A 23,925-nucleotide genomic window follows, 5' to 3' on the forward strand; every position below is an offset into this window, starting at 1 on the left:
GCGTGGAGATGGACATCGAGCTACAGGATTATATTCGACGCTATCAGCAGGAGGACGATCAGGAATGCCTTCAGCTATTGCTGGAGCATTGCTGGCCTTATGTGGAGACTTTGATCGGGGAGCTTATCACAACAACGGAAATGAAAGAGGATATCGTCAGGGAGCTTCGGCAAAAAGGAAAGAGGCGCTTCCCTTTTATAGCTGGCCCCACCACAAACGGGAGTCAGCTCTTTTCTTGTTCCCTTGATACATCCCCTACAACCGAACCTCCCTGCCTCGTCTCTCCGTCAAAAATTGCAACAGCCAAATACTATAGTTGATAAAAACCAGCGTAAAACTAATGACCGAAAACAGTGGAATTGTATGTACAATGGTAGCATAAACGATCCAAATCAACAGGATTATCAGCAGACAGATCCGGAGGATTGCGTTGTTGCTTGATTTCTTGCGGAACAGCAACCTCTTCATATCCATAGGATGGTCGTTCCGATGAAGTAGATGGACAAAGATCAGGATATGCAGAATCAGGTGAACAGCAAAAGCAATGAAGGCAAAAACGATACCTGTGGCAAATAGAGCAAAGCCATTTTCCAAATCAGAAGATTCATGTTCAAGCTCCGGCAACTGCCACATCCAGTACAATATGAACCCGTGACAGGAAGCTAGCGCAATGAGAATTGAAAATATATATAAAAATACTTTACTGACGGCAGTCTCCAAGTTTAATTCCTCCGTACGGATAAGTATGGCTCTCTTAACTCTCACTCATATTCTCTGAGTAGTATAGCGAATTATTCTTATAGATCCAAATTTTAATAGAGTAAAACAGATCATAAAGCAAGGATTAAAGGAAAGGTTACCCTGAGAAGGATACACGGGATAAGGCTCAAAAACGTTCTATTCTCTGTTGTGGTATTCATTATTTTATTTGGGGCTGGATGGGGCTGGTTTATAAAAAGTCACACCGATGCGGCAGTAAAAGGCTATCCGGGAGTATACCGAACAGCCTTTTTCAGCTACAACATGTATAGGGTCACATTACTACTCTACTTTTTATTTTTTATCCACCTGCAATAGCGTCACTGTTTTGAGAGAAACAGCATCTTTGATTTGCTCCTCTGCAATGACGTTAAGCTTGAGCAAACTGGTAATCTTCGAAGTATCCGGTTTGGAAAACAAGCGCCATAGCTGCGGATCAGGCAGTGAATCATACAGCTTGGTATGATCGTATTCCTTGCGGTGCTGCTGCACAATTTTGACCCGGTAGCTGCCAATTTCCCAATCTGCCACTCCCTGCTGCGCACAATGAGCTGTAATGTCATTACGCAAATCAGTCAATTCGCCTTCAATTTCTTTTTGCTTCTGCTTTAACTGATAGTAGCGACGCACCTTGTTTTCCAATTCCATCACGCTCCTCTGCTTACATATGTATGTTTGCGGAAGCGTTTTAGGACAAGTTTGTGGTGTGAAAATATAAGATGTATCTACAAAAGCATTTCCCGGGTAATGGAGAGACTCAGGAAATGATCTTGAATCATCCGATCCGGGATCATCCAAACTTTATTTAGGGACATTGGCACCTGGATTTACAGGGCCTGCTCCCTTCGATTCTCCTTTACGTTTAACATAATTGGACCAGTAAGCCGTTAGAATAGGCACCAATATAGAGGTAACAATGACCGAAGCGGCTACTAACGCAGTTGCGGATTGCGCTACGGGCAGGAACTCTGGCTTCATATTCGCAACAATGACCGGATTGGCAACCGCCGCACCTGCCGTACTGGAGGCTGCAAGTCCTGCTGTACCGTTGCCACCGCCGATATATTTGTCCGCCAGGATCAGCGGAATGCCTGTAATAATAATGACGCCGATGCCCAATATAATACCGAGTAAGCCGGTTTGGACAATCACACTCAGATCGATGGAACAGCCCAGTGCAAAACCGAAAAACGGAATAAGCGCATGCGTAGCGCTGCCAAAATATTTACGAAAATCGTGATCCAGATTCCCCAGCATGAACCCGACCAGAAACGGCAATACCGCCCCCACAAAAGCCTGCGGCTCAAAAACGGCCAATCCCGTACTGCCCAAAATGAGCATGGTCACTAACGGACCAGATTCCAAGGACATCAGCACGAATGCCCCCGCCTCTTCCCTGGAACCGTATTGCTGCATAATGGAGGCGTATAGCCCACCGTTCGTCATATCCATCGAAGAAATCAGCGCCAATACCGACAGGCCCGCAAACAACCCACTTTCCACGCCGCCGACGGGTAGCAATTTGGATGCTATGATAGCCACTACCCAAGCAACTGCGATTTTGGTTAATACGAGCGTACCTGATTTACGTAATACCGTACCCGTAGCTCGTACATCAATGGAAGCGCCCATACAAAAAAACCACACCGCCAAAATCGGTACCGTCCCCGTCATTAGTCCCTTCGTAAACGATCCAAAGTAGTCCCCGGCCCACGGTATAAATGTATGAACCAATGCTCCTATAAACAGTGGCACCAACATAATGCCGCCCGGAATTTTATCAATGCTTTGCTTGATTTTCATAACTTCATTCAACCCTTTCGTTTTTGCCAGCGCAAAAACAAGGCCGTATCACTTGCGGCTCAAGCCTAGTTCGGGAATCAACCTTGCGAAAGTTTCATGGCTCTCCTTCAACTGCCGTGCGAATGCTTCTGCATCCTTAACACGTAGCCCCAATCCATGCTTACGCATTTCTTCCCTGAATTCCTCATCTTTCGTCCCCTTGATCAGTGCGTCCGCCAGAGTTTGAGCAATCTCATCCGGCGTATCCTTGGGCACAGCCAGTCCTCTCCAAGTCCCGATAAAATGTACACGCAGCCCAGTAGCCTGCTGTAACGTCGGCACATTTGGAAACGCTTCCGAAATGGTGTCTGCCTGTATCGCCAGTATGCGCAGCTTCCCTTGGTCTACATACTTTTTCACTTCGGCAGGACTGACTGGCACAGCATCCACGAAGCCACTCATCAACGCTGAAACGGCTGGCCCAGCTCCCTCATAGGGAATATGGGTAAAGCGGACTCCGCTTTTTTGCTCCAGCATCGCAGCAGCGAGGTGCCAGATGCTCCCCGTGCCTGCATTGCCCATTTTCAGCTTGCCAGGATGAGCATGAGCGTCCTCCAGAAATGCTTCGGCCGTCGTCCAGGGAGCATCCGCTCTAACCGTGATGGCAGAAGGGTCCATATTGGTTTGGACCAGCGGTTTAAAGCGCTCATAGGTAAGGGGCAGCAGTCCCAGATGTGGCAGTGTGGTCAGCTCCGCAACCAGATACGTTACAGTGTAACCGTCCGCCTGCGCCTCAGCCCCTTCCATCAGCCCGACCGAACCGCCTCCACCCGTCCGGTTAACGACGATGATCGGCTGACCGAGATGCTTTTCGGCTGCTTTCGCCAATGCTCTTGCCGTGATATCCGTACCGCCGCCCGCCGCATAAGGAACGACGAGCGTGATGGGCTTCACAGGAAATGCACCACTGTGGTCACGCAAAGCGTGTTGATCCACATATTCACTGATACTCAAGGCAGAAAGAAAAGCCACTCCCGCCGCAACCAGCACATATTTTTGCCATGGCTTGTTCTTCATTACGCTTCCTCTTTTCCAAAAAATGTACTGGGCCAGTCGTGCACCCGTTTTCACCCCCAGACGTTTTCGGTCATGATATTTGCGTTTACATGAAGTCAATGTACCGCAACGCGGGGGCTACAGCTATCGCTTAATCTTCGAATTTATCTTCCAAATCCCCAAAATACCGACCTTTTGGCGGATCTGCATATCTATTGGAACATTTGCTGATTTCCCGAAATTTCCCGGGGGTCACCTGTTTATGCTTCCGGAATACACGGATAAAGCTGTTCTCATTCCGGTAGCCGACCTGATCAGCAATCTCTGCAATTTTCAGATGTGTTTCGCACAGTAATGCACACGCTTTTTTCACTCGCAAACCAGTCAAGTAATCGTATACGGTGCTACCTGTCTCTTCCTTAAACATACTGCTCACCGATGACACGCTCATATGGACCTGATCTGCAATTTCCTGAAGCCCAATATTTAAATGCAAATGATGCTCCATGTAATCGATCATCTCCTGTACACGTACAAACTCCTTGGACTGTCTGTGTCCAGAGAGTTTTTCGCCGATATCAGCTACAATCGAATACATTTGCTTCTCGATATCTGCAAGATCAAGCGTCTGAATCTGATTCCAGTGGTAATCAACAAGCTTGTCCGGCGGCGTCACACCATGAGTCATGCACCATTTCAGCAGCTCCTCCATCAGTTCATGAACAGACAGATACACCTGCAATGGGGAGGTCCTGTGAAGACGAAGTTCTTCTCCCCATTGGCTGATCAGCTCGATACTTTTCCCGGCTTCCTGTGACTCCACGGCACGAATGATTTCCACATTCCGGTTTTCCACCGCTGATGAAACATGAGCATGCTCTTCTGGCCTAAAATACTCTGTAACATCCATGTTCATCCCCATGCTGTCCGTGCTCATATGCGAACATCCATATCCCTCATACAAACGCAAACCAAGGGCTTCTTTCCCCTTTACAAATGACTGACGTAACTCATGGATATCGGAGAATGCAGGACCCATTCCTATGGAAATAGTCAGGGGAAGATGCTCATCCACAACCTGAATCAGCCTGTCTGCGCTTTTGCGGAGCAGAATGCTGTCTTTGACATCGGCATCAGCCCCAGTCCCAGTCCCAGTTATAGCTTCATCTTCGCTCTCACTTAACTGTAGTAGTACAACGAACCCGCTTTCCTCATCTGGCGCGCTTACCGCCTTCCAGTGAGGTTCAAGCCATTCCAGCAAAATATTATTCAACGCATATTTGAGCAGCATTTTATCCTCCTCTGGAAAGCTTGCTGCCCAGGTAGAATACCGATCGATTGACACGATCATCACAGCCAAAGAGCTGCCGTCCCAATCGGAAAAATACTGTTCCCATTTCATACGCATTTCCTGTATGCCCATTCTACGCTGGATGACATCTTCCATGTATTTGGAACGCAACTCCGGTAGACTTCGCTCCACCACCAGTGATTTGCGATGGAACTCTCCAACCAGCTTGTCAATTACCGGCTCCAGATCATACAATCCGCCTTGGCGCGTTCCTTTGTAGCCCGAATTCAACAGGCTATTAATTCTTTTCATAGGACGAAACGCCGCATAATTGTAATAGTAGACCGCTGAGCAACCCGCCAATATGGAAATAAGGGCCAACCACAACATCATGTTGCGCGCCAGCTTGACATGCTTCAGCAGCTTGTCCATAGGAACAAGCGATACCAGACGCCAGCCCGTCACATCTGAAAAGGTCTGGTTCGCCATGTACTCCATCCCCCCTACCTCTACATAAGCATAGGGACTCACATCCAGCTCTTTTAAAACCTTGTCCATTTCGTGTAGGGGTACAGACGATTTTAACTTGGGATAGATCAACTCACCCTCCAGATCGTACACATATTGCGAGTTGGATAAATGAATATACAGCTTGGAGAAAAAGCGATCATAATCCAGATTGATCAGCACCGCGCCGATGACCTGCCCATCCTTTACCACGGGTCTTGCCAGCGAAAGGAGTTCTACCGTTCCATTTTCATGATTCGTGCCGTACCATCTTCGCTTAATCAGTAATGGCTTCTTTTGAATGTCCCGAATCCAGGGAACCCAAGTCGTATCCGGCGCTTGGTCCCAATCGGGTACATAGCCGTATTCGCTGGATACGAGAGCATGCTTTTCCAAAGAAATAACTTCAGCCGAATGAATCTCTTCATGCGAAGAAAGGGCTTTCAAGTATTTCTGTAGCCGTTTGATGACGGGAACGTTGTTTGACAGTGATTTCCCATCTGTTTGTAAACGTGCAAATGCCTCAACATCCGGGGAATAGGCTGCATCCAGCGCCTTATTATCGGACTCCCGAAATGCCCTGTTGGTCACATCCAGATTAATTTGCAGCAGCTCTATGTTCGGTGTGTTCAATTCGGTATCCAAACCCTTGCGATATCCCGAATACGATAGCAAGCCGATCACACTAATAATGAGTGATACACTTAGAGTGAGTAGCAGAATGAGCCTTGTCTGTTTATTTTTCAGAATCAATCGAAGCTTTAATCGCAGCATTCCCGTAAATTCATCCTTCCGGACTTCGTTTTCCAGCATCCTTTGCCAACAACGTACACGCTAACATATACTCCCTAAATCTATTTGACGCAGTATGGGGAATTCCCTGCCTATTAACTCTACGAAGAGCAATAAAAGATAGCTATTATTGTCAATCATTAGACACTTTTAATAAAAAAGAAGAAGCCTCCCTTCATGGGTAAGGCTTCTTCTTTGGGTTTATCCTGTAACTATCATATAGCCAAAAAATGTGTTGAATTCGTGTTGCTTAGCCCGTTTTTTCCACCTGAAAACGATCCAACTCCCGTTGCATCTCCTCACGAATCTGACGAAGCTCTTTCACCTTCTCAGCCGATTCCTCAAAGGAACGTTTCTGCTCCACGGTAGAGGCGGTAATTTCTTCGCTGCCTGCGGCGGATTGCTGGGTAATCGCGCTGATGTTCTCAATGGCTTGCTGTACCTGTACGCTCAGTTCCCGAGATACATTCATGTCCGTCGACAGCTTGCTGACTTGGCTGGCAATTTGCTGTACTTTGCCGCTTATCTCAGTGAACGATTCCCCGGTGGACGACGTTGCCTTCTCCTGCTCACGGAATAGCTCCTGACTTTGCGCCACAGAGGTCTTCACCTTGTTCATAGCCTGCGTAATGCCCTCGACTGCGGTATAAATTTGCTTCACAGCCGACTCCGACTGATTTGCCAGCTTTTTCACTTCGTTGGCTACGACTGCAAAACCTTTTCCAGCCTCACCCGCACGCGCAGCCTCAATTGAAGCATTCAAGGACAGCAGCGACGTCTGGCTGGCAATCTCGGATACATAACCGGTCATCGTCGTAATCTCGGCTGCATTGGCCTCCAGTTCCTTGACTGTCTGCTCCACCTCGGACATCGCTGAACAATTTTCTGCTACAATGCGCAGCTGATCACTCATCACACGTGTACCTTGCTCAATGACACGTAATGCGTCTTCGCTATAGGTGGAAGACTGCGTGGTCTCCAGCAGATTCGCTTCAAACTTCTGCTGCATCTCATCCACAACGCCAACGGTGGTCGACAGATCCTCGGCAATTTTTTGACTCCCAATCGCCAGTTCCTCTGTTGAGGTGCTAACTTGTGTTACGATTTCCTTCATGGCCTCATTATGCTGGTCAATATCCCGAGCCATCAGATCGACACGATTCCCCGCCTGGTCAATAGAGAGCACAATGTTACGCAAGTTCCCGATCATGACCCGGAACGATTCGTTGAGCTCGTCCAGCTCATCTCGTCCCTTCGTTTGTGCGAGCTGCACCGTCAAGTTTCCATCGGCAATTTGCTTCGCTGCATTCGTCAACTTGCGGGTTCTGAGGGCAAGCTGCCTGGATGTATATGTATTATATAGCCCGACCGCCACCAGCAGCAGAACAGCACCTGCCAAGGCCAATTGCCAAGTAAAACGAATACTCTTGGTCAATTCCTCTGTATATTCGTCATAACGTGCTTTCGTCAGAATATCCAGCATAAACACATCGTTCTGGATCCCCTGTACACGCATCGCATTACGTTTGGATTCAGGACTGCTTCCCGTACTCATCGCTTTAACCGTCGCAGCCTTCAATTCGCTGAATTTCGTTTTAACGGTATTCAGACGCTTTTGCTGCGCTTCGGTCTGCATCATGCCTTGCGAAAGCAAAGTAATCGTTTTTTCCGCCTGCCCCAGTTGATTTTGCACATCCGTTTTGTTGCTCTCTGTCATAGAAGAAGAGTAGTTTTGCAGCGCCTGTCCTGACTGAATCAAATAAGCATTGAGCTGCTGTACATTCAGCATGGCTGGAACGAGACTACTACTTTGCGAGTTGATACGGATTAATTGAAAAATAATATAGGCCACTAAAGCCAGGCATGCGATCAGGGAAACCATCGCGTTAAGCACCAGTTTACCTTGCAGTTTCATCAGGAATCATCCTCCGTTTTACGAAAATTTATTGGGTGGGCACAGTAAGACTGCCGGACTTAACCTGTTCCTTCAAGTCATCCAGCAGCTTTTGCTGCTCCGGGTTCAATGTCAAAACACGAATAGGCGCCAAACCGATGCCTTCTTCCGCAAGACCGAACACCATATTCTGGTTCGTAAATTTTCTTTGATGATCTGCAAAGCTTTTGACAGCCGTGTAAATGGCGGCATCCACATTTTTAATCATTGAGGTCACTACTGCTTTTTCCGCAATGAAGAACTGGTCGCTGTCGACCCCGATTGCGAACTTTTGCTGCTTTTGCACCTCCTGTAACGCACCCACACCTGTAAGACCTGCCGCCGCATAAATCACATCAACTCGATCCTGATCTATCATGTCGCGCGCGATCTCCGAGCCCAGCTCCGCCTTGCCGAAATCCCCCGCATACGTAGCGGTAACCTTGGCATCAGGCTTAACGGAGCGAACTCCTGCCCGATATCCAACCTCAAACTTTTTCAACAGCGGAGACTCCACTCCCCCGATAAAACCCACCTGATCGGTTCGGCTCACCATTCCTGCAACGACCCCTGCCAAAAAGCTGCCCTCTTCTTCTTTAAAAGTAATGGAAGCCACATTAGGTAAATCCGATTTTTCATCCACAATTACAAATTTGCGATCCGGATATTTTTTTGCAACGGTCTCCAGACTTTCTTTCACCATGTACCCCAATCCGATAATCAAATCGGATTTTTCCTGAACAAGCTGTTCAAAAGCAGCATCATATGTCTTGGTTTCAGAAATTTCCCGATATTCAAAAACGATTTTTCCCTCGTCCCGTGCCTTGACCAAACCCCGAAAAGCCGCGTCGCTGTAAGACTGATCACCCAGACCAATATCTGACAGTACAATTCCTACCTTAATCGGTTGCTCCTTGGTTTGTGCTACTGGCTGTCCACATGCTCCCAGCAGTAATGCAAAAATAGTGACAATGGGAACCCACCTCAATGTTAATAACTGAACCTTTTTCTTCATGACATATCACCTCTGCATAATTTGCAAATCCCCAACATTTTTATATCGGTTATAAAGGCATTTTTTTTCATAAGGTAATATTTCCCGTTTATCATTTGCTCTTGCTCCATTTGGAGGCAATCACGTCGGCTTTACTTTCTATGAGATCCATGACTTCCTCACGACGTTTAGCCTTGAACAGATCAATCATGTCCACCAGGTCGTTGCGGTCCAATAGCTTAACTCCGTTAACAGCAGCGAGTGTTTTACAGGATTCCGTGTAGCGTCCGGAAGTGATAACGACAGGCTTGTCTGCCGCATAATAACGCATGGAGGTGTAAATTTCCTGTACCGCACCCAAGCCGACCGGATTTTGTACAGCATAACGCTTGGCCTGAATCACAACTCTGACACCTTCACGGTCTGTAAAAACCAGATCCGCTCCAAAATCCCGGCTACTGGTCGTTTTGTAGATGTCCTTATAGCCGAGCGCAGATAACAACCGTTGCAGATAAAGCTCAAATTCTGAGCCATCCTCCATCCTATCTATATCCTGAATTCCGATTTTTCGCGGGTCCAGATCACGTAAAATCCGATTTCTGCGCCGACGTACCAGTCCCCTGATGATGAGTATGAGTAACAGTAGTAGTACAATGAATCCTATTCCTAATTCCTTATATGCCGATAATTGCTCCAGCAGCATTCCTCTTCCCCTTTTCTACAATAGGCGTGCAGCGGTATATTCCTTAGCAGGGCATTCCACATATCACGTTGACGCCCTCGCTACACAAGGACAGCCCCGCCGGATTCGACGGGGCTGTCTTCATTTTTCCTCAAAGCTGCCTACATTCTAAACTCCGCAATATTATTCCCGATTCAGCAGCGACTCTCCGGCAATACCCGGCTGAGTCATTTGATACGGGTCCAAAATAATGTCCAGCTCTTCCTCAGTCAGTACATTATACAACAGACACAACTCGCGTACCGATTTGCCAGTTGTAATCGCCTCACGGGCGATGCGTGATACGACCTCATATCCAAGGTGGGGATTGAGCGCAGTAATAATGCCTACGCTGTTTTCGACATATTCACGACACCGCTCCACGTTCGCTTCAATTCCGTCCACGCAATGAATGCGGAAGACATGAAAGCCCTGCTTCATAATTTCCAGCGATTGCAGCAGGTTGTAGACAAGCACAGGCTCCATCACATTCAATTCTAGCTGACCAGACTCGGAAGCGAGACAGATCGTATGATCATTCCCAATGACCTGAAAAGCAATCTGGTTGATGACCTCACACATTACCGGATTTACCTTACCCGGCATAATAGATGAACCCGGCTGGCGGGCGGGCAGACTCAGCTCTCCGAGACCAGCACGCGGCCCTGAGGCCATCAGGCGAATATCATTTGCCACCTTGGACATGTTCATCATGCAAATTTTTAACGCGGCAGACACTTCCGTATAAGCATCCGTGTTTTGAGTGGCATCGACGAGATTTTCGTCAGCCTCTACAGGGAAACCACTTACTTCCGCCAGCACCTCCGCGACACGCTGAATATAACGACGATCTGCGTTCAAGCCGGTGCCTACCGCAGTTGCGCCCATATTGACCGTCAGCAAATGCAGCTTCGTGGCACGAACACGTCCGATATCACGGCCCAGCACACGCGCATAAGCCTGAAACTCCTGTCCCAGCCGGATCGGTACTGCATCCTGCAAGTGAGTTCGGCCCATTTTAATCACACTGTCAAACTCTTTCGCCTTACGGGAAAACGCCTCCTGAAGCTCACTCATGGTGACCAGCAGCTTGTCAATCATACTTAGAACAGCCAAATGGACAGCCGTCGGAAAAGCGTCGTTCGTCGATTGCGCCATGTTGACATGGTTGTTGGGACTAATCTCCTGATAATCTCCACGCTGCTTGCCGATCAGTTCCAGCGCCCGGTTCGCAATCACTTCATTTGTATTCATATTAATGGACGTGCCTGCGCCGCCCTGAATCGGATCGACGATGAAATGGTCGTGCAATTGTCCTTGAATCACCTCGTCAGCTGCCTGAATAATAGCCTCTGCCTTGGGACGATGCAAGCGGGTCAGCTCCATGTTTACCGTTGCTGCTGCCTTTTTGACGATGGCCATGGCTTTAATCAGCTCAGGATGCAGCCGTTGGCCGGTAATTGGAAAATTCTCTTTTGCCCTCAGTGTTTGTACACCGTAATAGGCGTCTGACGGCACTTCCTTGGTACCTAGAAAATCATGCTCCAGCCTCATATTCTTCGATTCCTCCGCTGTATATACTACGATCTTCAATCCGGACCTGCCGAATTGACATAAAGAGACCCTTTAGACGGTCCTCATTTCATTATACGTTCCCGTTCCCTCGCTTTTCCAGTCGAATAAAAGCGGAAAAGCATGTGAAATCGTATAACAAGCTATTATTACCTGTATATAATACCGTTATTCGCCAAATCATCAGCAGCGGCTCAAATACGGATTTAGTGGTTTGTAATAAAATCGGGTAGCGTCCAGTTGATCGTCAGCCGATTGGGCATACCCTGGAATCACGCCTGCTTCCACAAATCCGATAGATTCGTATAGCTTATTGGAAGGATCGCCCACCCTCGTATCCAGCACCAGCAGCGTTCTGCCCTGACGCAGCGCCTCCTCTTCCGCAGCCTGCATCAGTTGACGCGCAATCCCAAGCCTGCGTCCGAACGGATGCACCATGAGCTTCGCAATTTCCGCACGGTGAGTTGCATTGGCCTTTGTAGCCAAATGGAGCTGCACAGTTCCAACAGGCACACCTTCCTTCTCCGCAATCCACAGGACTACACTATCCTGAAGGACACTCTTCCAATAAGCTACTGCTTCCTGATAAGCCAGTGGCGGTAAAAATCCAATAGAAGCACCGTCCGCCACCACGTCGATCAACAACCGGGTCAGTGTATCTGTCAGTGCATCGTTCAGAGATTGAACGGGATAGACTGCTATTTCATTAGACATGGTGATTCCTCCCCGGTGATATTTGATAACAATAAAGAAAGCAAACCATCCTTTTAGGATCGCTTACTTTCCATGGTGTTACTTTAGTTTCTATATACGCTTTATGTCCCCTTACTGCTCTGCCATATAAAAGAACTCCCACAAATGACCATCTATATCCTGAAAGCTCCATCCGTACATAAAGCCGTGATCCTGAGGTTCGTTCGAAGGTTTTCCGCCGGCTTCCAGAGCCTTGTGGACAATTTCGTCCACCTTTTCTCGACTCTCCACCGATAAGGCAACAATCGCTTCTGTTGTTTTCGTTGCATCCGAAATTTCTTTGGTAGTGAATGCTTTAAAACGCTCTTCAACCAGCAACATAACAAATATTTGCTCACTGACAATCATACAGGTTGCATGCTCATCGGTGAACTGCGCGTTAAATTCAAATCCGATTGCTGTGAAAAAATCAATGGACTGCTGCAGGTTTTTAACCGGTAAATTCACAAAAATTTGTTTGGCTGTTACTCTCACGACATTTCACCTCTTCATCAGTTATAAAATCAAATTTTTCATGCTGCTTCTCCAACAAAAGATAACTTAACTACCGCAGAAGGTCAATCAATCTGATATTTCAATCATTATACTACTGCTCCCAATTCAACTTATCCAGAGTTCGAGATAATACAGCCGCTGCTTCTGCCCTCGTCACCGATGCAGTTGGAGCAAAACGGCCTTTCCCGTCTCCCTTCATAATGCCCACGCTGGACAGAGTACTGACAGCCGGAGCTGCCCATGTAGAAATGGCTTGTGCATCCGATAATGACTCTGAGGCACTTCCTGCCGCTGTATCTTCCGTAGTCCCGGCGAAGCGCAGGACTCGCTCTACAATCACAGCCATCTCCTCCCTCGATACCGGAGCATCAGGTCTGAAGCTGCCGTCTGCATAGCCATTGATCAGTCCAGCAGCGGCTGCGGTACGCACCGAATCCGCATACCACAATTCCGATTGTACATCGTCAAAGCCCGTCACCATGCGATTTGAATGCTCCAGTCCAAGCGTACGAACCAGCATCGTAGCCAGTTCCGAGCGTTGTACCTGACCATTCGGGTCAAAGCGTACGTTCGATAAACCCATCTCACCAGTCTCATTAGCGGTGGACGCTGACTGATTTGCCCCTGCCACAATCAGACGCGTAGCCAAGCGTGTAATGTCCTGCTGCGCCCAATGACCGGAAATATCGCTGAACGACCTGCTTACATTAGCTCCCCCGCCATCCAGCACGACATAGGTTCCACCCGAACGTCCATACACAGTCAGTTCCTCACCAGAAGCGGTAAACGGAACCGGATGATAGGACAACTGTCCTGCTTGGTTGATGGATACCTTCACTACAGCAAGTTGACCCACATCTACCGTTGCGGGAACACGTAGAAGATAACGTTCATACCCTTTACCGGAATTATCGCTACCTGCCAACGACTGCTTGCGTCCATCTTCGCTTCGTAACTCCGCCACAACATCAACAGCTCGCACCAGCTTGCGCCCTGCTGGAATATCTGTGCGTTTAGCCAATCCTTCGTTCGGCGTAACCGTAAAGCTCAAGGAAATCTGTTTTACAGGCACCTGCCAGGTGTCAGCCAGCTTTTGAACAGACAAACGACCTGTTGCTACTTCATAGCCTCCCTGTGGCGTTTCTACTCGCAGGGTGTGAATACGGTCATTCAAGACGGCACCCAAAGCATCTCCGTTTAGATTCACTTCGAATAGCTTAGCATCCGCTTGCTCCCCTGCACGGACTACGAGCGTACCGTTCGCCCCGTTCCGAATCGCATTTTGTATGTCAGCGGTTGGTACCTGTGCGACTGCTCTTTTCAGTCCGTTTTGCTCTGTTACTATGGACTTGGCTTGCACCACATTAACGCCTGACGAACCGTTACCATTCTGCCCGCTATTCGCAGTCTCACCCTGTCCGTTATTCGTCGCTCCACTCGCGTTACCGCTACTATTGTTTCCAGTGTTGTTGCTGCCATTGCTCTCCTGCTGATCATCGTCATCATCTTTATTCCGACCACTCTCGCCATCTGTTGGCGGTTCCACTGTTTGGCGTGGCAAGCCAATTTGAGCAACCAATGGATCATGATCACTTACCCGCCCGTCCGCGGCGCTAAAATCCGCATTGATATGAACAATATCCAGCACGGATGATTCACTTATGGACGGACTGACCAGCAAATGATCCAGTGTTTGCGAATTCCCCTCATAAATATACGAATACCGTTCCTTCTCATCCAGCTTATCTACCAAATTCGTCAATTCCTGTCCCCGGACCAAAGCAAGCGTTTCGGAAAATTGAAAATCATTTAAATCTCCCAATACGATGATATTCGCCTGATGATTTTGAGCCAGCACCGACTTCACAAAACCATTCACAATCGTTGCGATCTTCGCCCTTTGTATTTCGCTGCTTCGTACGGGTGGCTGAATCCCTCCAAATGGCGCCTGATCGCCCCCTTTGGAATTAAAATGGTTCGCGATCACGATCACCTGCTGACCTTCAAACTCAAATTCAGCAGCCAACGGCTTGCGTGAGTATTCAAATGCCGCATTCAGCGGATCAATACGACCGGGATTGAGAGAAAGCCCCTGCTCTCCATAGGTCACCGATGTAACCGAATCTCCCTTCGACTTATCCGTCAGCGTGACACGTTGCGGATTGTAGAGAAATCCGACCCGAATATTGCCGCCGGGAGCGCCGCCATCCTTATTATTTTCAGGTGCTATATCTGTAAAAGCATACTCCGGCCCTCCATGAGCACGAATCGCCTCAATCAGCACCCGAAAGCTTTCCGAAGCATCTGTGGTGCCGTCATCCTTCTCGCCGTTATTGTCCTGAACCTCCAACAGCCCTACGATATCCGGGTGGTTCAAATTCTCGGCGATGGCCTGTCCGAGCTGATCAATCCGTTTTCCGTCACCGGGATCGAAATTTTCCACGTTAAAGGAAGCGACCGTCAGCTTATGATCATCCTGCACCAGACGTGTGTTGGCTGGCTGGAGACCCCCTGACACAATATCCGGCAGACGCTCAGGCAACAGCTTGAAATTACTAAAGCTGTAGCTCACAATTCCCGTGATGGGACCCGCAAAACGATCTCCTGTTTTCAACGGAACCGCGGGCTTGGCGTCGATCAAAATCCGCTGCGGATTCAGACTTTCTTCGGTCAGCATCAAGCCGCCTGCTTCAGTCAATACCTCGCCCGTGTCCGTTCCGTTATCAATCCTGACCGGAATTTCATAACCATAAGGACCGATTACACGCGCATCTCTCAACTCTACACGCATGGCCTCCAGACTTTCAAAAAAGTCCAAGCCATCCTCCTGCGGATCGAACACCGTCATTCCGTCATTATCTACAACAGATGTCGGCATGACACGCCCCTCTTTTCCAAGCAAAATCGGAGTCGGCAGTGGACGGTCCTTGGCGAACACCGAAACCGAAGAAGCTACAATTTCCGTGGTCGTCAGGTCTACCGGCTTGCTGGCGTAGGTTCTTTCCGTATATTCCTTCACCGAGCCGCTGACCCGTGCCTCATCCCCAACCTGCACACCGCTGCCAGGCTTGTACACTAGAATAGCTTCGGATGTCCTTTCATCCTGATCCACCTTATCGTCTGCCTCCTGCATAAAGAAGCTGCTTCCCTTCACCATTGTCACAATTCCTTCGACATCCGTTACCTTTTGCCCCTCATAAGGTGAACGATGGACTGCTCCCTGTATATCATGGATGCGGAGCTTCTCCGGCACATAGACATCTGCATATACACTGGCTGCTACAGTCGTGGGTGATGATGGTACCCCCGTTTCTACTAGAGATGCAGGCTCTGCTGAAGCTTTTCCAGCGGACAGTAACCCCGGCCCTCCACCCGACAGCACCAATGCCACACTGAGCCATGCGACCCCAAACCTTTTTAATTTCCTGGGTAACGTTACTGCTATGTATTCTTGTTTCATCAAAAGACGCGCTCCTCCCAATTTTAGCTATGATCACGCTTACAAAATATATTCCATGTTTAAACATACCATAAAATAGTCAAACCAGTACCTGAATTATGTAAAATGAATGGCTCCGCCGTAGCATAATGAGATCAAATTATTGTAAACTTGTTCTAATACAGAAAAAGGTGGCACACACGCTATGGAGCACTTGCTTAACGATCAGGTTAAAAACATTCAAATCAGCGGCATCCGCAAAATTGCCAATAAAGTTGCCGCATTACCCGGAACCCTGTCTTTAACGATTGGACAGCCGGATTTCCCTACCCCTCCGCATATTATGGAAGCCGCCCACCGGGCGATTAACGAAGGACGCACCTCTTATACGCCAAATCCGGGACTGCCCGAGCTACGGGAAGCGGCAGCGGCGTTTGTAGCGCATAAATACGAACTGAATTACCGTGGACAGGATGAGGTTATCGTAACGAATGGGGCCAGCGAAGCGCTGGATATTGCCCTGCGCACGATTTTATCACCCGGTGACGAAGTCATTTTGCCTGTGCCCATCTACCCAGGATACGAGCCATTGATTCGCTTGTCAGGTGGCGTGCCCGTGCTGGCTGACACCCGTAAAAGCGGCTTTAAGCTGACCGCCGAGGTGCTGGAGCCGTATTTGACCGAACGGACGAAAGCAGTCATCCTCGGATATCCTTCAAACCCAACCGGACGAGTGATGAGCCGCGAAGAGCTGGAGGCTGTCGCAGATTTGCTGAGAGACCGCGAGCTGTTTATCATTTCAGATGAAATATACAGCGAACTGATTTACGATGCGCCACACGTGTCTATTGCTGCCCTTCCAGGTATGCAAGAGCGCACCATCGTCATCAACGGCCTGTCCAAATCGCACTCCATGACGGGCTGGCGGATTGGTTTTACGCTTGCACCTGCTGCAATTACACAACATATGGTCAAGGTACATCAGTACAATGTGACCTGTGCCAGCTCGATTAGCCAATATGCTGCGCTGGAAGCCTTGACCGTTGGTGTCGACGATGCACTTCCGATGCGCGAGGAATACCGCAAGCGCCGTGACTATGTACATGGAAGGCTAACGGACATGGGCATTCCACTTGAAAAGCCCGAGGGAGCCTTTTATCTATTCCCTTCCATCGCCCATTTTGGCTTAAGCTCGATGGATTTCACCCTGAAGCTACTGGAAGAGCATGGGGTGGCTGTCGTGCCCGGAGATGCCTTTTCCTCCTATGGCGAAGGATACATTCGGTTGTCCTATGCTTACGGACAAGATGTGCTGGAGCAGGGGTTGGATAAAATAGAGAGGTTTGTTAAAGGAATTGTGGGGAGTTAAGGTGGGGGGAGGCGCTACGCGGTCCATTTGATCTTCCGATCGCTGTTGCAGGGGGATTCTTGGATTGTGTAAGACATTTAGAGGTAAGAATCCTCCTGCAAAGGCGAACGCTACCGCTTCTTCAGATTCAAATGGCCCGCTTCGCTACTACCCACCTTAAAGTCACCAAATTCCTTTGAGCATGTGGGGCGCAGGGGAAAAGAACAATACTCACCGCTTTGCACGGTGAGTAAACAAAATAGGCCCTTGAACCACCCGCACAGGTGGTTCAAGGGCCTATTCGCTCTTCCACTACTCCCTCACCATCGGCGTAGGGATTCATGGGTGCAAGCTTTAAGCACGGCGCAGCGGAGGGGGCGGAATGGTGCTGGACAAGCGAAGCGTTCGCCTTTAAATTCCGATTTTCACCTTTAGACTTCAAATCAAAAAATCGGAATTTAACAGCGATGGTAAGCACCATCCGCCCACGCAGCGTCCTTTAAAGCTCAAACCTGAATCCGCGCGCCCCCGCCACTCTCTTACTTTAAATGCATTTTGAATTGCAGGAACAATTCATTGTAATGAGCCAGCATTCGCTTGCCCAGGTTGTCGTAGACCTCCAGCTTATCCGTAATTTCAGATGGTGGATAAAAGCGCTCATCACCGGATATATCTTCGGGCAACAGCTTCTTTCCATCCTCGTTGGGTGTGGAGTAGCCTACAAACTCGGCATTTTGAGCGGCTACATCGGGCTGCATCATGAAATTGATGAACTTATGGGCCGCGTCCACATGGGTGGCGGTTTTCGGAATAACCATGTTATCAAACCACAGGTTCGAGCCTTCATCTGGCACGATGTAATCCAGTTTTTCGTTCTCGTCCATGATTTCGGACGCATCACCGGACCATACAACACCAGCAGCAGCTTCCTCGTTTGCCAGCAGCATTTTAATCTCGTCACCGACAACCGCTTTGACATTGGGCGCTAATTTCTCCAGCTTCGTTAAAGCCTGCTGCAAATGCGCCTCATTCGTATCGTTCAAGGAATAGTGGAGGCTGTTCAGCGACATACCCACAACCTCCCTCGCACCATCCACCAGCAGGAGGTTGTTACGCAGCTTCGGATTCCACAGACCATCCCAGCTATGAAAATCAATCCCCTTCGTTAGCTCCGGGTTGAACACAATCCCAACCGTACCCCAAAAATACGGCACAGAGTATTGGTTTTTCGGGTCAAACGAAAGGTTCAGAAAATGAGCATCCACATGCTTCAAATTCGGCAGCTTGCTGTGATCCAGCGGGAGCAAAAGGTGCTCCTGCTTCATTTTAGCCAGAGCATACTCCGAAGGAACCGCTACATCAAATGATGTTCCTCCCTGCTCAATTTTCGTCAGCATCGCCTCATTGGAGTCGAACGTCTGATAAATGACGGTAATCCCCGTCTCCTTCTGGAACCTTGCCGTTAACTCAGGGTCGATATAGTCTCCCCAGTTGTATACCGTCAGCGTATTGCCACCGGAATAGCCTTGACTGGAGTTCAGCCATGCCGCCACCCCCATCAGACCGAACGAGATGATAAAAATCGACAGAAACACGCGCACAAGCGACTTCATCTAGGTACCCCCATTTCCGCCGCAGGCTCCTTTTTCCCATTCCGATTCGCCTTGCGCATAATAAAGTAGTAACCCACCACCAACAGCACAGTAAACAGGAAAATGAGCGTGGACAGCGCATTGATAGACAGGGAAACCCCTTGGCGGGCACGCGAGTAAATTTCCACTGATAAGGTAGAATAGCCGCTGCCTGTCACAAAAAAGGTCACCGCAAAATCGTCCAGCGAGTACGTTAGCGCCATAAAGAAGCCCGCGTAAATCCCCGGCTTGATAAAAGGTAAAATGACCTTGGTCAGCACATCCATCCGGCTGGCACCCAAATCCCGGGCCGCATCCACCAGCGATGGACTCATTTCCTGAAGCCGTGGCAAAATCATAATGACCGCAATCGGCACACTAAATGCAATATGGGACAACAACACCGAGTAAAATCCCAGCTTGATCCCCACCATCGTGAACAAAATGAGGAAGGATGCGCCAATAATGACGTCCGGGTTCACGATCAGCACATTGTTGAGAGACAGCAGCGTATTTTTGACCCGACGGTTCTGCATCTGGTGAATAGCCAGCGCTCCCATGATGCCAATAATCGTAGCCAGCGCAGAGGACAACAACGCAATGACCAAGGTGTTTATAACAATGATAATCAAGCGGGTGTCGGCAAACACCTCTTTGTAGTATTGGAGCGTAAAGCCTTCAAATTGGTGCATCGTCCCGCCGCTATTGAACGAATAATACATCAAGTACAGAATAGGCGCATACAACACAAGAAAGACGAGCACCAAATAAATATTCCCGAACCGGTTTTTATTTGCCATGCCGCACCCTCCGTTTCGTTCCCGAGGTTATCAGCATAATGATCGCCATCGCCAAAATCAGGAACACCGCAACCGTAGAGCCCATACCCCAATCCTGTGTGACCAGAAAATGCTGCTCAATCGCCGTTCCCAGTGTAATAACACGGTTGCCTGCAATCAGACGGGTAATCATAAATAGCGACAGCGCCGGGATGAATACCGCCATACACCCGGATCGCACACCAGATAGCGTTAATGGAAAAATAACTCGGCGAAACGCCGTCCACTTGGAAGCGCCCAGATCACGCGCGGCGTCCAGCAGTGAAGGGTTCAGTCCTTCCAGCGCGTTGTAGATGGGCAAGATCATAAACGGCACAAAAATATAAACCGATACAAACACAAAGCTGGAACTGGTAAACAATAATTGCTGACCACCCAGTCCGACCAAGCCCAACACAGCATTCACCGGACCATACGTACCAAAAATCCCGATAAAAGCATATGTTTTAAGCAGTAAGTTAATCCACGTCGGTAAAATAATGAGCAACAGCCACAGCTGCTTATGCTTGGTTCGGGTCAGCAAATACGCCGCCGGATAAGCCACCAACAGCGAAAATACCGTAATCAACAACGCATACCAAAACGAGCTAAGCGTCATACTCAAATAGACAGGGGTCAGAAATTGTACATAGTTACTGAACGTGAAATGACCATCTACATCAAATAGCGAATAGTAAAATACAAGCACGACCGGGGCTGCCACGAACAGCACAATCCACAAATAGTAAGGCAGCAGATACGCTGCTCTCGTATTACCGGACATGCTGCTCCACCTCTTCATAGGCCTCCAGACGCCGATCAAATTCTTCCTCTGTTTCCCCGAACCGCATCACGTGGATCGCTTCTGGGTCAAAATGGAGACCGATTTCACTGCCCAGCTCCGCCTTTTTGGTAGAATGCACCAGCCACTCCTGACCGGAATCATCATAGCAGCTAATTTCATAGTGAACACCGCGGAACAATTGGGTATCCACCTTTACTCGCAGTTTGCCCTCTGTAACGGTTGTAATCTCCAAATCCTCGGGTCGAATGACAATTTCAATTGGTTCATTCGGGCGTAATCCTCCATCGACACATTCAAACTGCCGACCATTAAACTCCACCTGATAATCCGCGATCATGCGTCCTGGTACAATGTTGGATTCCCCGATAAAATCCGCAACAAACCGATTGATCGGTTCATCATAAATATCATTCGGCGTACCGCTCTGCTCAATCTTCCCTTTGTTCATAACAAAAATTTCGTCCGACATGGCCAGCGCTTCCTCCTGATCATGCGTAACGAAAATAAAGGTGATCCCAAGACGCTGCTGCATTTCACGCAAAATATACTGCATTTCTGTCCGCAGCTTCAAATCCAGTGCAGACAGCGGCTCATCTAGCAGCAGAACGTCCGGCTCATTGACAATGGCCCGTGCAATAGCAACACGCTGGCGTTGCCCTCCGGACATCTCAGAAATTTCCCGTTCGTCGTAGCCCTCCAGATTGACAAAGGATAATGCCTGCACAACCTTCTCCTGAATGGCCTTTTTGTTCATCTTTTTGATTCTCAGACCGAAAGCCACATTTTCAAACACATTCAGATGTGGAAATAAGGCATAGTCCTGAAAAACCGTATTGACCTGCCGTTCGTTGGCTGGAACACGATTAATCAGCTTGTCATTCAAATAAATCGAGCCTTCCGTCGGCTCTGCAAAACCCGCAATCATACGCAAAATTGTCGTTTTACCGCAGCCGGAGGGCCCCAGCAGCGTATAGAATTTGCCACGTTCAATCTCAAAGCTGACATCAGCCAGCACCGGTGGATCGTTGTCATATTGCTTGGTCACCCGTTCGAATCGGATGATGGTTTGCTCTCCCATAACACCCTCCCTCAATATTCGACTTCATTCCATTTCATTCACTTCATTAAACCTATTTACTCAGAGCCTATCATTGAACTTTGAGATTTCCATGTAAAATAGTCTGTCAATACACGAATCGCCACACCAATGGCTTCCTCTGCAGGCTCCAGCTTGGCATGATGCAGACCATAAGGCGTATCAACGCCAAGCCAGAACATCAGCCCCGGAATTCGCTCCAGAAAATATCCAAAATCCTCTCCGGTCATCGCTTCCGCACATTCAATGAGCTGTACATCCTGCCGTTCACGGACCCAGTTCATAAATTCCTCTGTCACCTTGGCTTCATTGAACACTTGCAAGTAATTTGAGCCATAATCAATCTCTGCCTGGCATTCGAATCCAGCTTCCATCCCACGCACCAGCGCTTCAATCCGCGATTTGACCAGTGTCATCGTGTCGGCGGATAACGTGCGAATGGTGCCCTCCAAACGGGCTGTTTCAGCAATAATGTTCTGCTTCGTACCGCCGCTGACCTTGCCAATCGTAATGACCGCTGAATCCAGCGGGTTCACATTACGTGCTACAACCGTTTGCAATTGTCCAACCAACTGACAGGCCGCCACCACCATATCATTCGCTTTGTGTGGATATGCCGCGTGTCCGCCTGTACCCTTCAGATCGATAAACAGCTCTGATGTATTCGCAAACAAAATGCCGGGGCGAGTTGCAATCGTGCCCACCGGATACTCCGGTGCAACATGCAGCGCGACGATTTCATCCGGCAGCCAGTCTGCCAGCTCGGCGCTGTCCCGCATCGGCAACGCTCCGCCCGGTCCTTCCTCGGCAGGCTGAAACAGTACGACCAGGTCATCCTTGATCGGGTGGTTTGCAAAGTGAGAAACAATACCCAATCCAATCGTCATATGTAAATCATGACCGCAAGCATGCATGTAGCCGGGATGGGTCGAACGGAAATCATAGCCCGTCTCTTCCACAATTGGCAAACCATCCATATCGCAGCGATATCCATAACGGCGCACAGGAGCCGTTCCATGAATCAACACCAGTACGGCAGTACGCCATGTACGAATGTCCAGATGCTCCTGAGGGAGCGTTGCCAAATAATTCAGCAAATATTGCTGCGTTTTAAATTCCTCAAAACCAGGCTCGGGAATTTGATGCAAATCCCTTCGTATTTGAATAAAAGAACGATAATCGACCGTGCTCATTCCGCTGATCCGCCTCCTTTTCCTAACTTATCAGGTTTATCAGACAAAAGAACAAAAGGACAAAAGCCCGGCGCAGCCGCCGAGCCTTGTCCGTTGTGCTTCGTCCCTAAATTGTGCTGTCAATGCGTCCATACCACTGACAAGGAATCGTTCACCTTTTGTGCATTTAAAAACTTTTTTCAGTCTTACAGAACGCGCAGGTCTTTCAAGATTTCGGTTTTTGATTTGGTCTTATCGTCGACCTGTTTGATCACGCGTGCAGGTGTACCGGCAACTACGGAGTATTCAGGTACATCTTCGGTTACGACAGCTCCGGCTGCAACGACTGCACCTTTACCGATTCGTACGCCTTCCAATACGACTGCATTTGCACCGATCAATACATCGTCTTCTACCACAACAGGCTGTGCAGATGGAGGCTCAATAACACCCGCTAGGACCACGCCTGCACCGATGTGACACATGTTACCTACTTTAACACGGCCGCCAAGTACAGCATTCATATCAATCATTGTGCCTTCACCAATGGTGACACCGATGTTAATGACTGCACCCATCATAATGACTGCGTTATTACCGATACCAACCATATCACGAATATACGCGCCTGGCTCGATGCGGGCATTGATGCCTTTCAGATCGAGCATAGGCACTGCGGAATTGCGGCGGTCGTTTTCCACCACATAGTCTTCTTCTTTAGCGTTAACGCTGTCCAGTACAGGCTTGATGTCGGCCCAATCGCCAAATACAACGCCGCTGTCTCCGGAAATAAAAGCTTGAACATTCTCGCCGAATGATGCGGCAGCCAAAGCCCCTTTTACATATACTTTAACAGGTGTTTTTTTCTTGCTGTTTTTAATCACGTTGATGACTTCTTGTGTATTCATTTCGATGGACATAGTAAATCGAACAACTCCTTCATCGCTTCATACGACTTCGC

The 23,925-nt window shown here is 48.7% G+C and carries 20 protein-coding genes; 2 read left to right on the top strand and 18 right to left on the bottom strand.

Annotated elements, in window-relative coordinates; translation table 11 throughout:
- The first annotated feature begins 64 nt into the window (after window positions 1-64).
- Complete coding sequence (locus AC0WRU_RS16985; RefSeq protein WP_476125653.1) at window positions 65-247, top strand: hypothetical protein; 183 nt, start codon at window positions 65-67, stop codon at window positions 245-247.
- An 8-nt stretch (window positions 248-255) separates the two neighbouring features.
- On the opposite strand, the gene AC0WRU_RS16990 is transcribed toward AC0WRU_RS16985, so the two are convergent.
- The 12 genes from AC0WRU_RS16990 to AC0WRU_RS17045 all read right to left on the bottom strand — a co-directional run bounded on the left by AC0WRU_RS16990 (window position 256) and on the right by AC0WRU_RS17045 (window position 16,115).
- Entirely contained in the window at window positions 256-720 is a 465-nt protein-coding gene (locus AC0WRU_RS16990) for a hypothetical protein (protein WP_476125654.1), read from the bottom strand.
- Between the two features lie 333 nt (window positions 721-1,053).
- On the bottom strand, window positions 1,054-1,407 hold the full coding sequence (locus AC0WRU_RS16995; protein ID WP_025685641.1) for a hypothetical protein: 354 nt from the start codon (window positions 1,405-1,407) through the stop codon (window positions 1,054-1,056).
- Between the two features lie 153 nt (window positions 1,408-1,560).
- Window positions 1,561-2,562, bottom strand: a complete 1,002-nt coding sequence (kdgT, locus tag AC0WRU_RS17000; protein WP_476125655.1) for a 2-keto-3-deoxygluconate transporter — start codon at window positions 2,560-2,562, stop codon at window positions 1,561-1,563.
- A gap of 48 nt (window positions 2,563-2,610) precedes the next feature.
- Window positions 2,611-3,618, bottom strand: a complete 1,008-nt coding sequence (locus tag AC0WRU_RS17005; RefSeq protein WP_476125656.1) for a tripartite tricarboxylate transporter substrate binding protein — start codon at window positions 3,616-3,618, stop codon at window positions 2,611-2,613.
- 130 nt (window positions 3,619-3,748) lie between these two features.
- The gene (locus AC0WRU_RS17010; protein ID WP_476128663.1) at window positions 3,749-6,205 is read right to left on the bottom strand and encodes an AraC family transcriptional regulator; all 2,457 of its coding nucleotides are present in this window, start codon (window positions 6,203-6,205) and stop codon (window positions 3,749-3,751) included.
- A gap of 232 nt (window positions 6,206-6,437) precedes the next feature.
- Entirely contained in the window at window positions 6,438-8,102 is a 1,665-nt protein-coding gene (locus AC0WRU_RS17015; RefSeq protein WP_476125657.1) for a methyl-accepting chemotaxis protein, read from the bottom strand.
- Between the two features lie 28 nt (window positions 8,103-8,130).
- Entirely contained in the window at window positions 8,131-9,135 is a 1,005-nt protein-coding gene (locus AC0WRU_RS17020; RefSeq protein WP_476125658.1) for a BMP family lipoprotein, read from the bottom strand.
- 91 nt (window positions 9,136-9,226) lie between these two features.
- Window positions 9,227-9,817: a restriction endonuclease gene (locus tag AC0WRU_RS17025; RefSeq protein WP_476125659.1), complete on the bottom strand. Its 591-nt coding sequence runs from the start codon at window positions 9,815-9,817 to the stop codon at window positions 9,227-9,229.
- Between the two features lie 162 nt (window positions 9,818-9,979).
- Window positions 9,980-11,389: an aspartate ammonia-lyase gene (aspA, locus tag AC0WRU_RS17030; protein WP_025685648.1), complete on the bottom strand. Its 1,410-nt coding sequence runs from the start codon at window positions 11,387-11,389 to the stop codon at window positions 9,980-9,982.
- Window positions 11,390-11,590: 201 nt separating this feature from the next.
- Entirely contained in the window at window positions 11,591-12,121 is a 531-nt protein-coding gene (locus AC0WRU_RS17035) for an N-acetyltransferase family protein (protein WP_476125660.1), read from the bottom strand.
- A gap of 111 nt (window positions 12,122-12,232) precedes the next feature.
- Complete coding sequence (locus AC0WRU_RS17040; protein ID WP_476125661.1) at window positions 12,233-12,634, bottom strand: VOC family protein; 402 nt, start codon at window positions 12,632-12,634, stop codon at window positions 12,233-12,235.
- A gap of 112 nt (window positions 12,635-12,746) precedes the next feature.
- Complete coding sequence (locus AC0WRU_RS17045) at window positions 12,747-16,115, bottom strand: S-layer homology domain-containing protein (RefSeq protein ID WP_476128664.1); 3,369 nt, start codon at window positions 16,113-16,115, stop codon at window positions 12,747-12,749.
- 184 nt (window positions 16,116-16,299) lie between these two features.
- Here AC0WRU_RS17045 and AC0WRU_RS17050 point away from each other — a divergent pair, with 184 nt between their 5' ends.
- Window positions 16,300-17,463, top strand: a complete 1,164-nt coding sequence (locus tag AC0WRU_RS17050) for an aminotransferase A (RefSeq protein ID WP_476125662.1) — start codon at window positions 16,300-16,302, stop codon at window positions 17,461-17,463.
- 518 nt (window positions 17,464-17,981) lie between these two features.
- Here the strand turns inward: AC0WRU_RS17050 and AC0WRU_RS17055 are convergent.
- From AC0WRU_RS17055 to dapD, 6 genes are all read right to left on the bottom strand, one after another.
- On the bottom strand, window positions 17,982-19,055 hold the full coding sequence (locus AC0WRU_RS17055; protein WP_476125663.1) for an ABC transporter substrate-binding protein: 1,074 nt from the start codon (window positions 19,053-19,055) through the stop codon (window positions 17,982-17,984).
- A complete protein-coding gene (locus tag AC0WRU_RS17060) occupies window positions 19,052-19,873 on the bottom strand; it encodes an ABC transporter permease (protein ID WP_025685655.1) in 822 nt (273 codons plus the stop codon). Before AC0WRU_RS17060 ends, AC0WRU_RS17055 begins: the two co-directional genes overlap by 4 nt.
- Window positions 19,863-20,675 (bottom strand): ABC transporter permease, encoded by an 813-nt coding sequence (locus tag AC0WRU_RS17065; RefSeq protein ID WP_025685656.1) that lies wholly within the window; start codon window positions 20,673-20,675, stop codon window positions 19,863-19,865. Before AC0WRU_RS17065 ends, AC0WRU_RS17060 begins: the two co-directional genes overlap by 11 nt.
- Window positions 20,665-21,774, bottom strand: a complete 1,110-nt coding sequence (locus tag AC0WRU_RS17070) for an ABC transporter ATP-binding protein (protein ID WP_476125664.1) — start codon at window positions 21,772-21,774, stop codon at window positions 20,665-20,667. The genes AC0WRU_RS17065 and AC0WRU_RS17070 overlap by 11 nt, the downstream gene beginning before the upstream one ends.
- A 56-nt stretch (window positions 21,775-21,830) precedes the next feature.
- Window positions 21,831-22,985: an N-acetyldiaminopimelate deacetylase gene (locus tag AC0WRU_RS17075; RefSeq protein ID WP_476125665.1), complete on the bottom strand. Its 1,155-nt coding sequence runs from the start codon at window positions 22,983-22,985 to the stop codon at window positions 21,831-21,833.
- A 185-nt stretch (window positions 22,986-23,170) separates the two neighbouring features.
- Window positions 23,171-23,884, bottom strand: coding sequence for a 2,3,4,5-tetrahydropyridine-2,6-dicarboxylate N-acetyltransferase (gene dapD / locus AC0WRU_RS17080; RefSeq protein WP_476125666.1), 714 nt, complete (start codon window positions 23,882-23,884; stop codon window positions 23,171-23,173).
- Window positions 23,885-23,925: the final 41 nt, after the last annotated feature.

The sequence above is a fragment of the Paenibacillus sp. 1-8 genome (genome assembly GCF_056316205.1).

Excerpts from the sequence above, each read along its gene's own strand:
- AC0WRU_RS16985 (WP_476125653.1), top strand. The coding sequence starts at position 65 with ATGCCTTCAGCTATTGCTGGAGCATTGCTGGCCTTATGTGGAGACTTT.
- AC0WRU_RS16995 (WP_025685641.1), bottom strand. The coding sequence starts at position 1,407 with ATGGAATTGGAAAACAAGGTGCGTCGCTACTATCAGTTAAAGCAGAAG.
- kdgT (WP_476125655.1), bottom strand. The coding sequence starts at position 2,562 with ATGAAAATCAAGCAAAGCATTGATAAAATTCCGGGCGGCATTATGTTG.
- AC0WRU_RS17005 (WP_476125656.1), bottom strand. The coding sequence starts at position 3,618 with ATGAAGAACAAGCCATGGCAAAAATATGTGCTGGTTGCGGCGGGAGTG.
- AC0WRU_RS17015 (WP_476125657.1), bottom strand. The coding sequence starts at position 8,102 with ATGAAACTGCAAGGTAAACTGGTGCTTAACGCGATGGTTTCCCTGATC.
- AC0WRU_RS17020 (WP_476125658.1), bottom strand. The coding sequence starts at position 9,135 with ATGAAGAAAAAGGTTCAGTTATTAACATTGAGGTGGGTTCCCATTGTC.
- AC0WRU_RS17025 (WP_476125659.1), bottom strand. The coding sequence starts at position 9,817 with ATGCTGCTGGAGCAATTATCGGCATATAAGGAATTAGGAATAGGATTC.
- aspA (WP_025685648.1), bottom strand. The coding sequence starts at position 11,389 with ATGAGGCTGGAGCATGATTTTCTAGGTACCAAGGAAGTGCCGTCAGAC.
- AC0WRU_RS17035 (WP_476125660.1), bottom strand. The coding sequence starts at position 12,121 with ATGTCTAATGAAATAGCAGTCTATCCCGTTCAATCTCTGAACGATGCA.
- AC0WRU_RS17045 (WP_476128664.1), bottom strand. The coding sequence starts at position 16,115 with ATGAAACAAGAATACATAGCAGTAACGTTACCCAGGAAATTAAAAAGG.
- AC0WRU_RS17050 (WP_476125662.1), top strand. The coding sequence starts at position 16,300 with ATGGAGCACTTGCTTAACGATCAGGTTAAAAACATTCAAATCAGCGGC.
- AC0WRU_RS17055 (WP_476125663.1), bottom strand. The coding sequence starts at position 19,055 with ATGAAGTCGCTTGTGCGCGTGTTTCTGTCGATTTTTATCATCTCGTTC.
- AC0WRU_RS17060 (WP_025685655.1), bottom strand. The coding sequence starts at position 19,873 with ATGGCAAATAAAAACCGGTTCGGGAATATTTATTTGGTGCTCGTCTTT.
- AC0WRU_RS17065 (WP_025685656.1), bottom strand. The coding sequence starts at position 20,675 with ATGTCCGGTAATACGAGAGCAGCGTATCTGCTGCCTTACTATTTGTGG.
- AC0WRU_RS17070 (WP_476125664.1), bottom strand. The coding sequence starts at position 21,774 with ATGGGAGAGCAAACCATCATCCGATTCGAACGGGTGACCAAGCAATAT.
- AC0WRU_RS17075 (WP_476125665.1), bottom strand. The coding sequence starts at position 22,985 with ATGAGCACGGTCGATTATCGTTCTTTTATTCAAATACGAAGGGATTTG.
- dapD (WP_476125666.1), bottom strand. The coding sequence starts at position 23,884 with ATGTCCATCGAAATGAATACACAAGAAGTCATCAACGTGATTAAAAAC.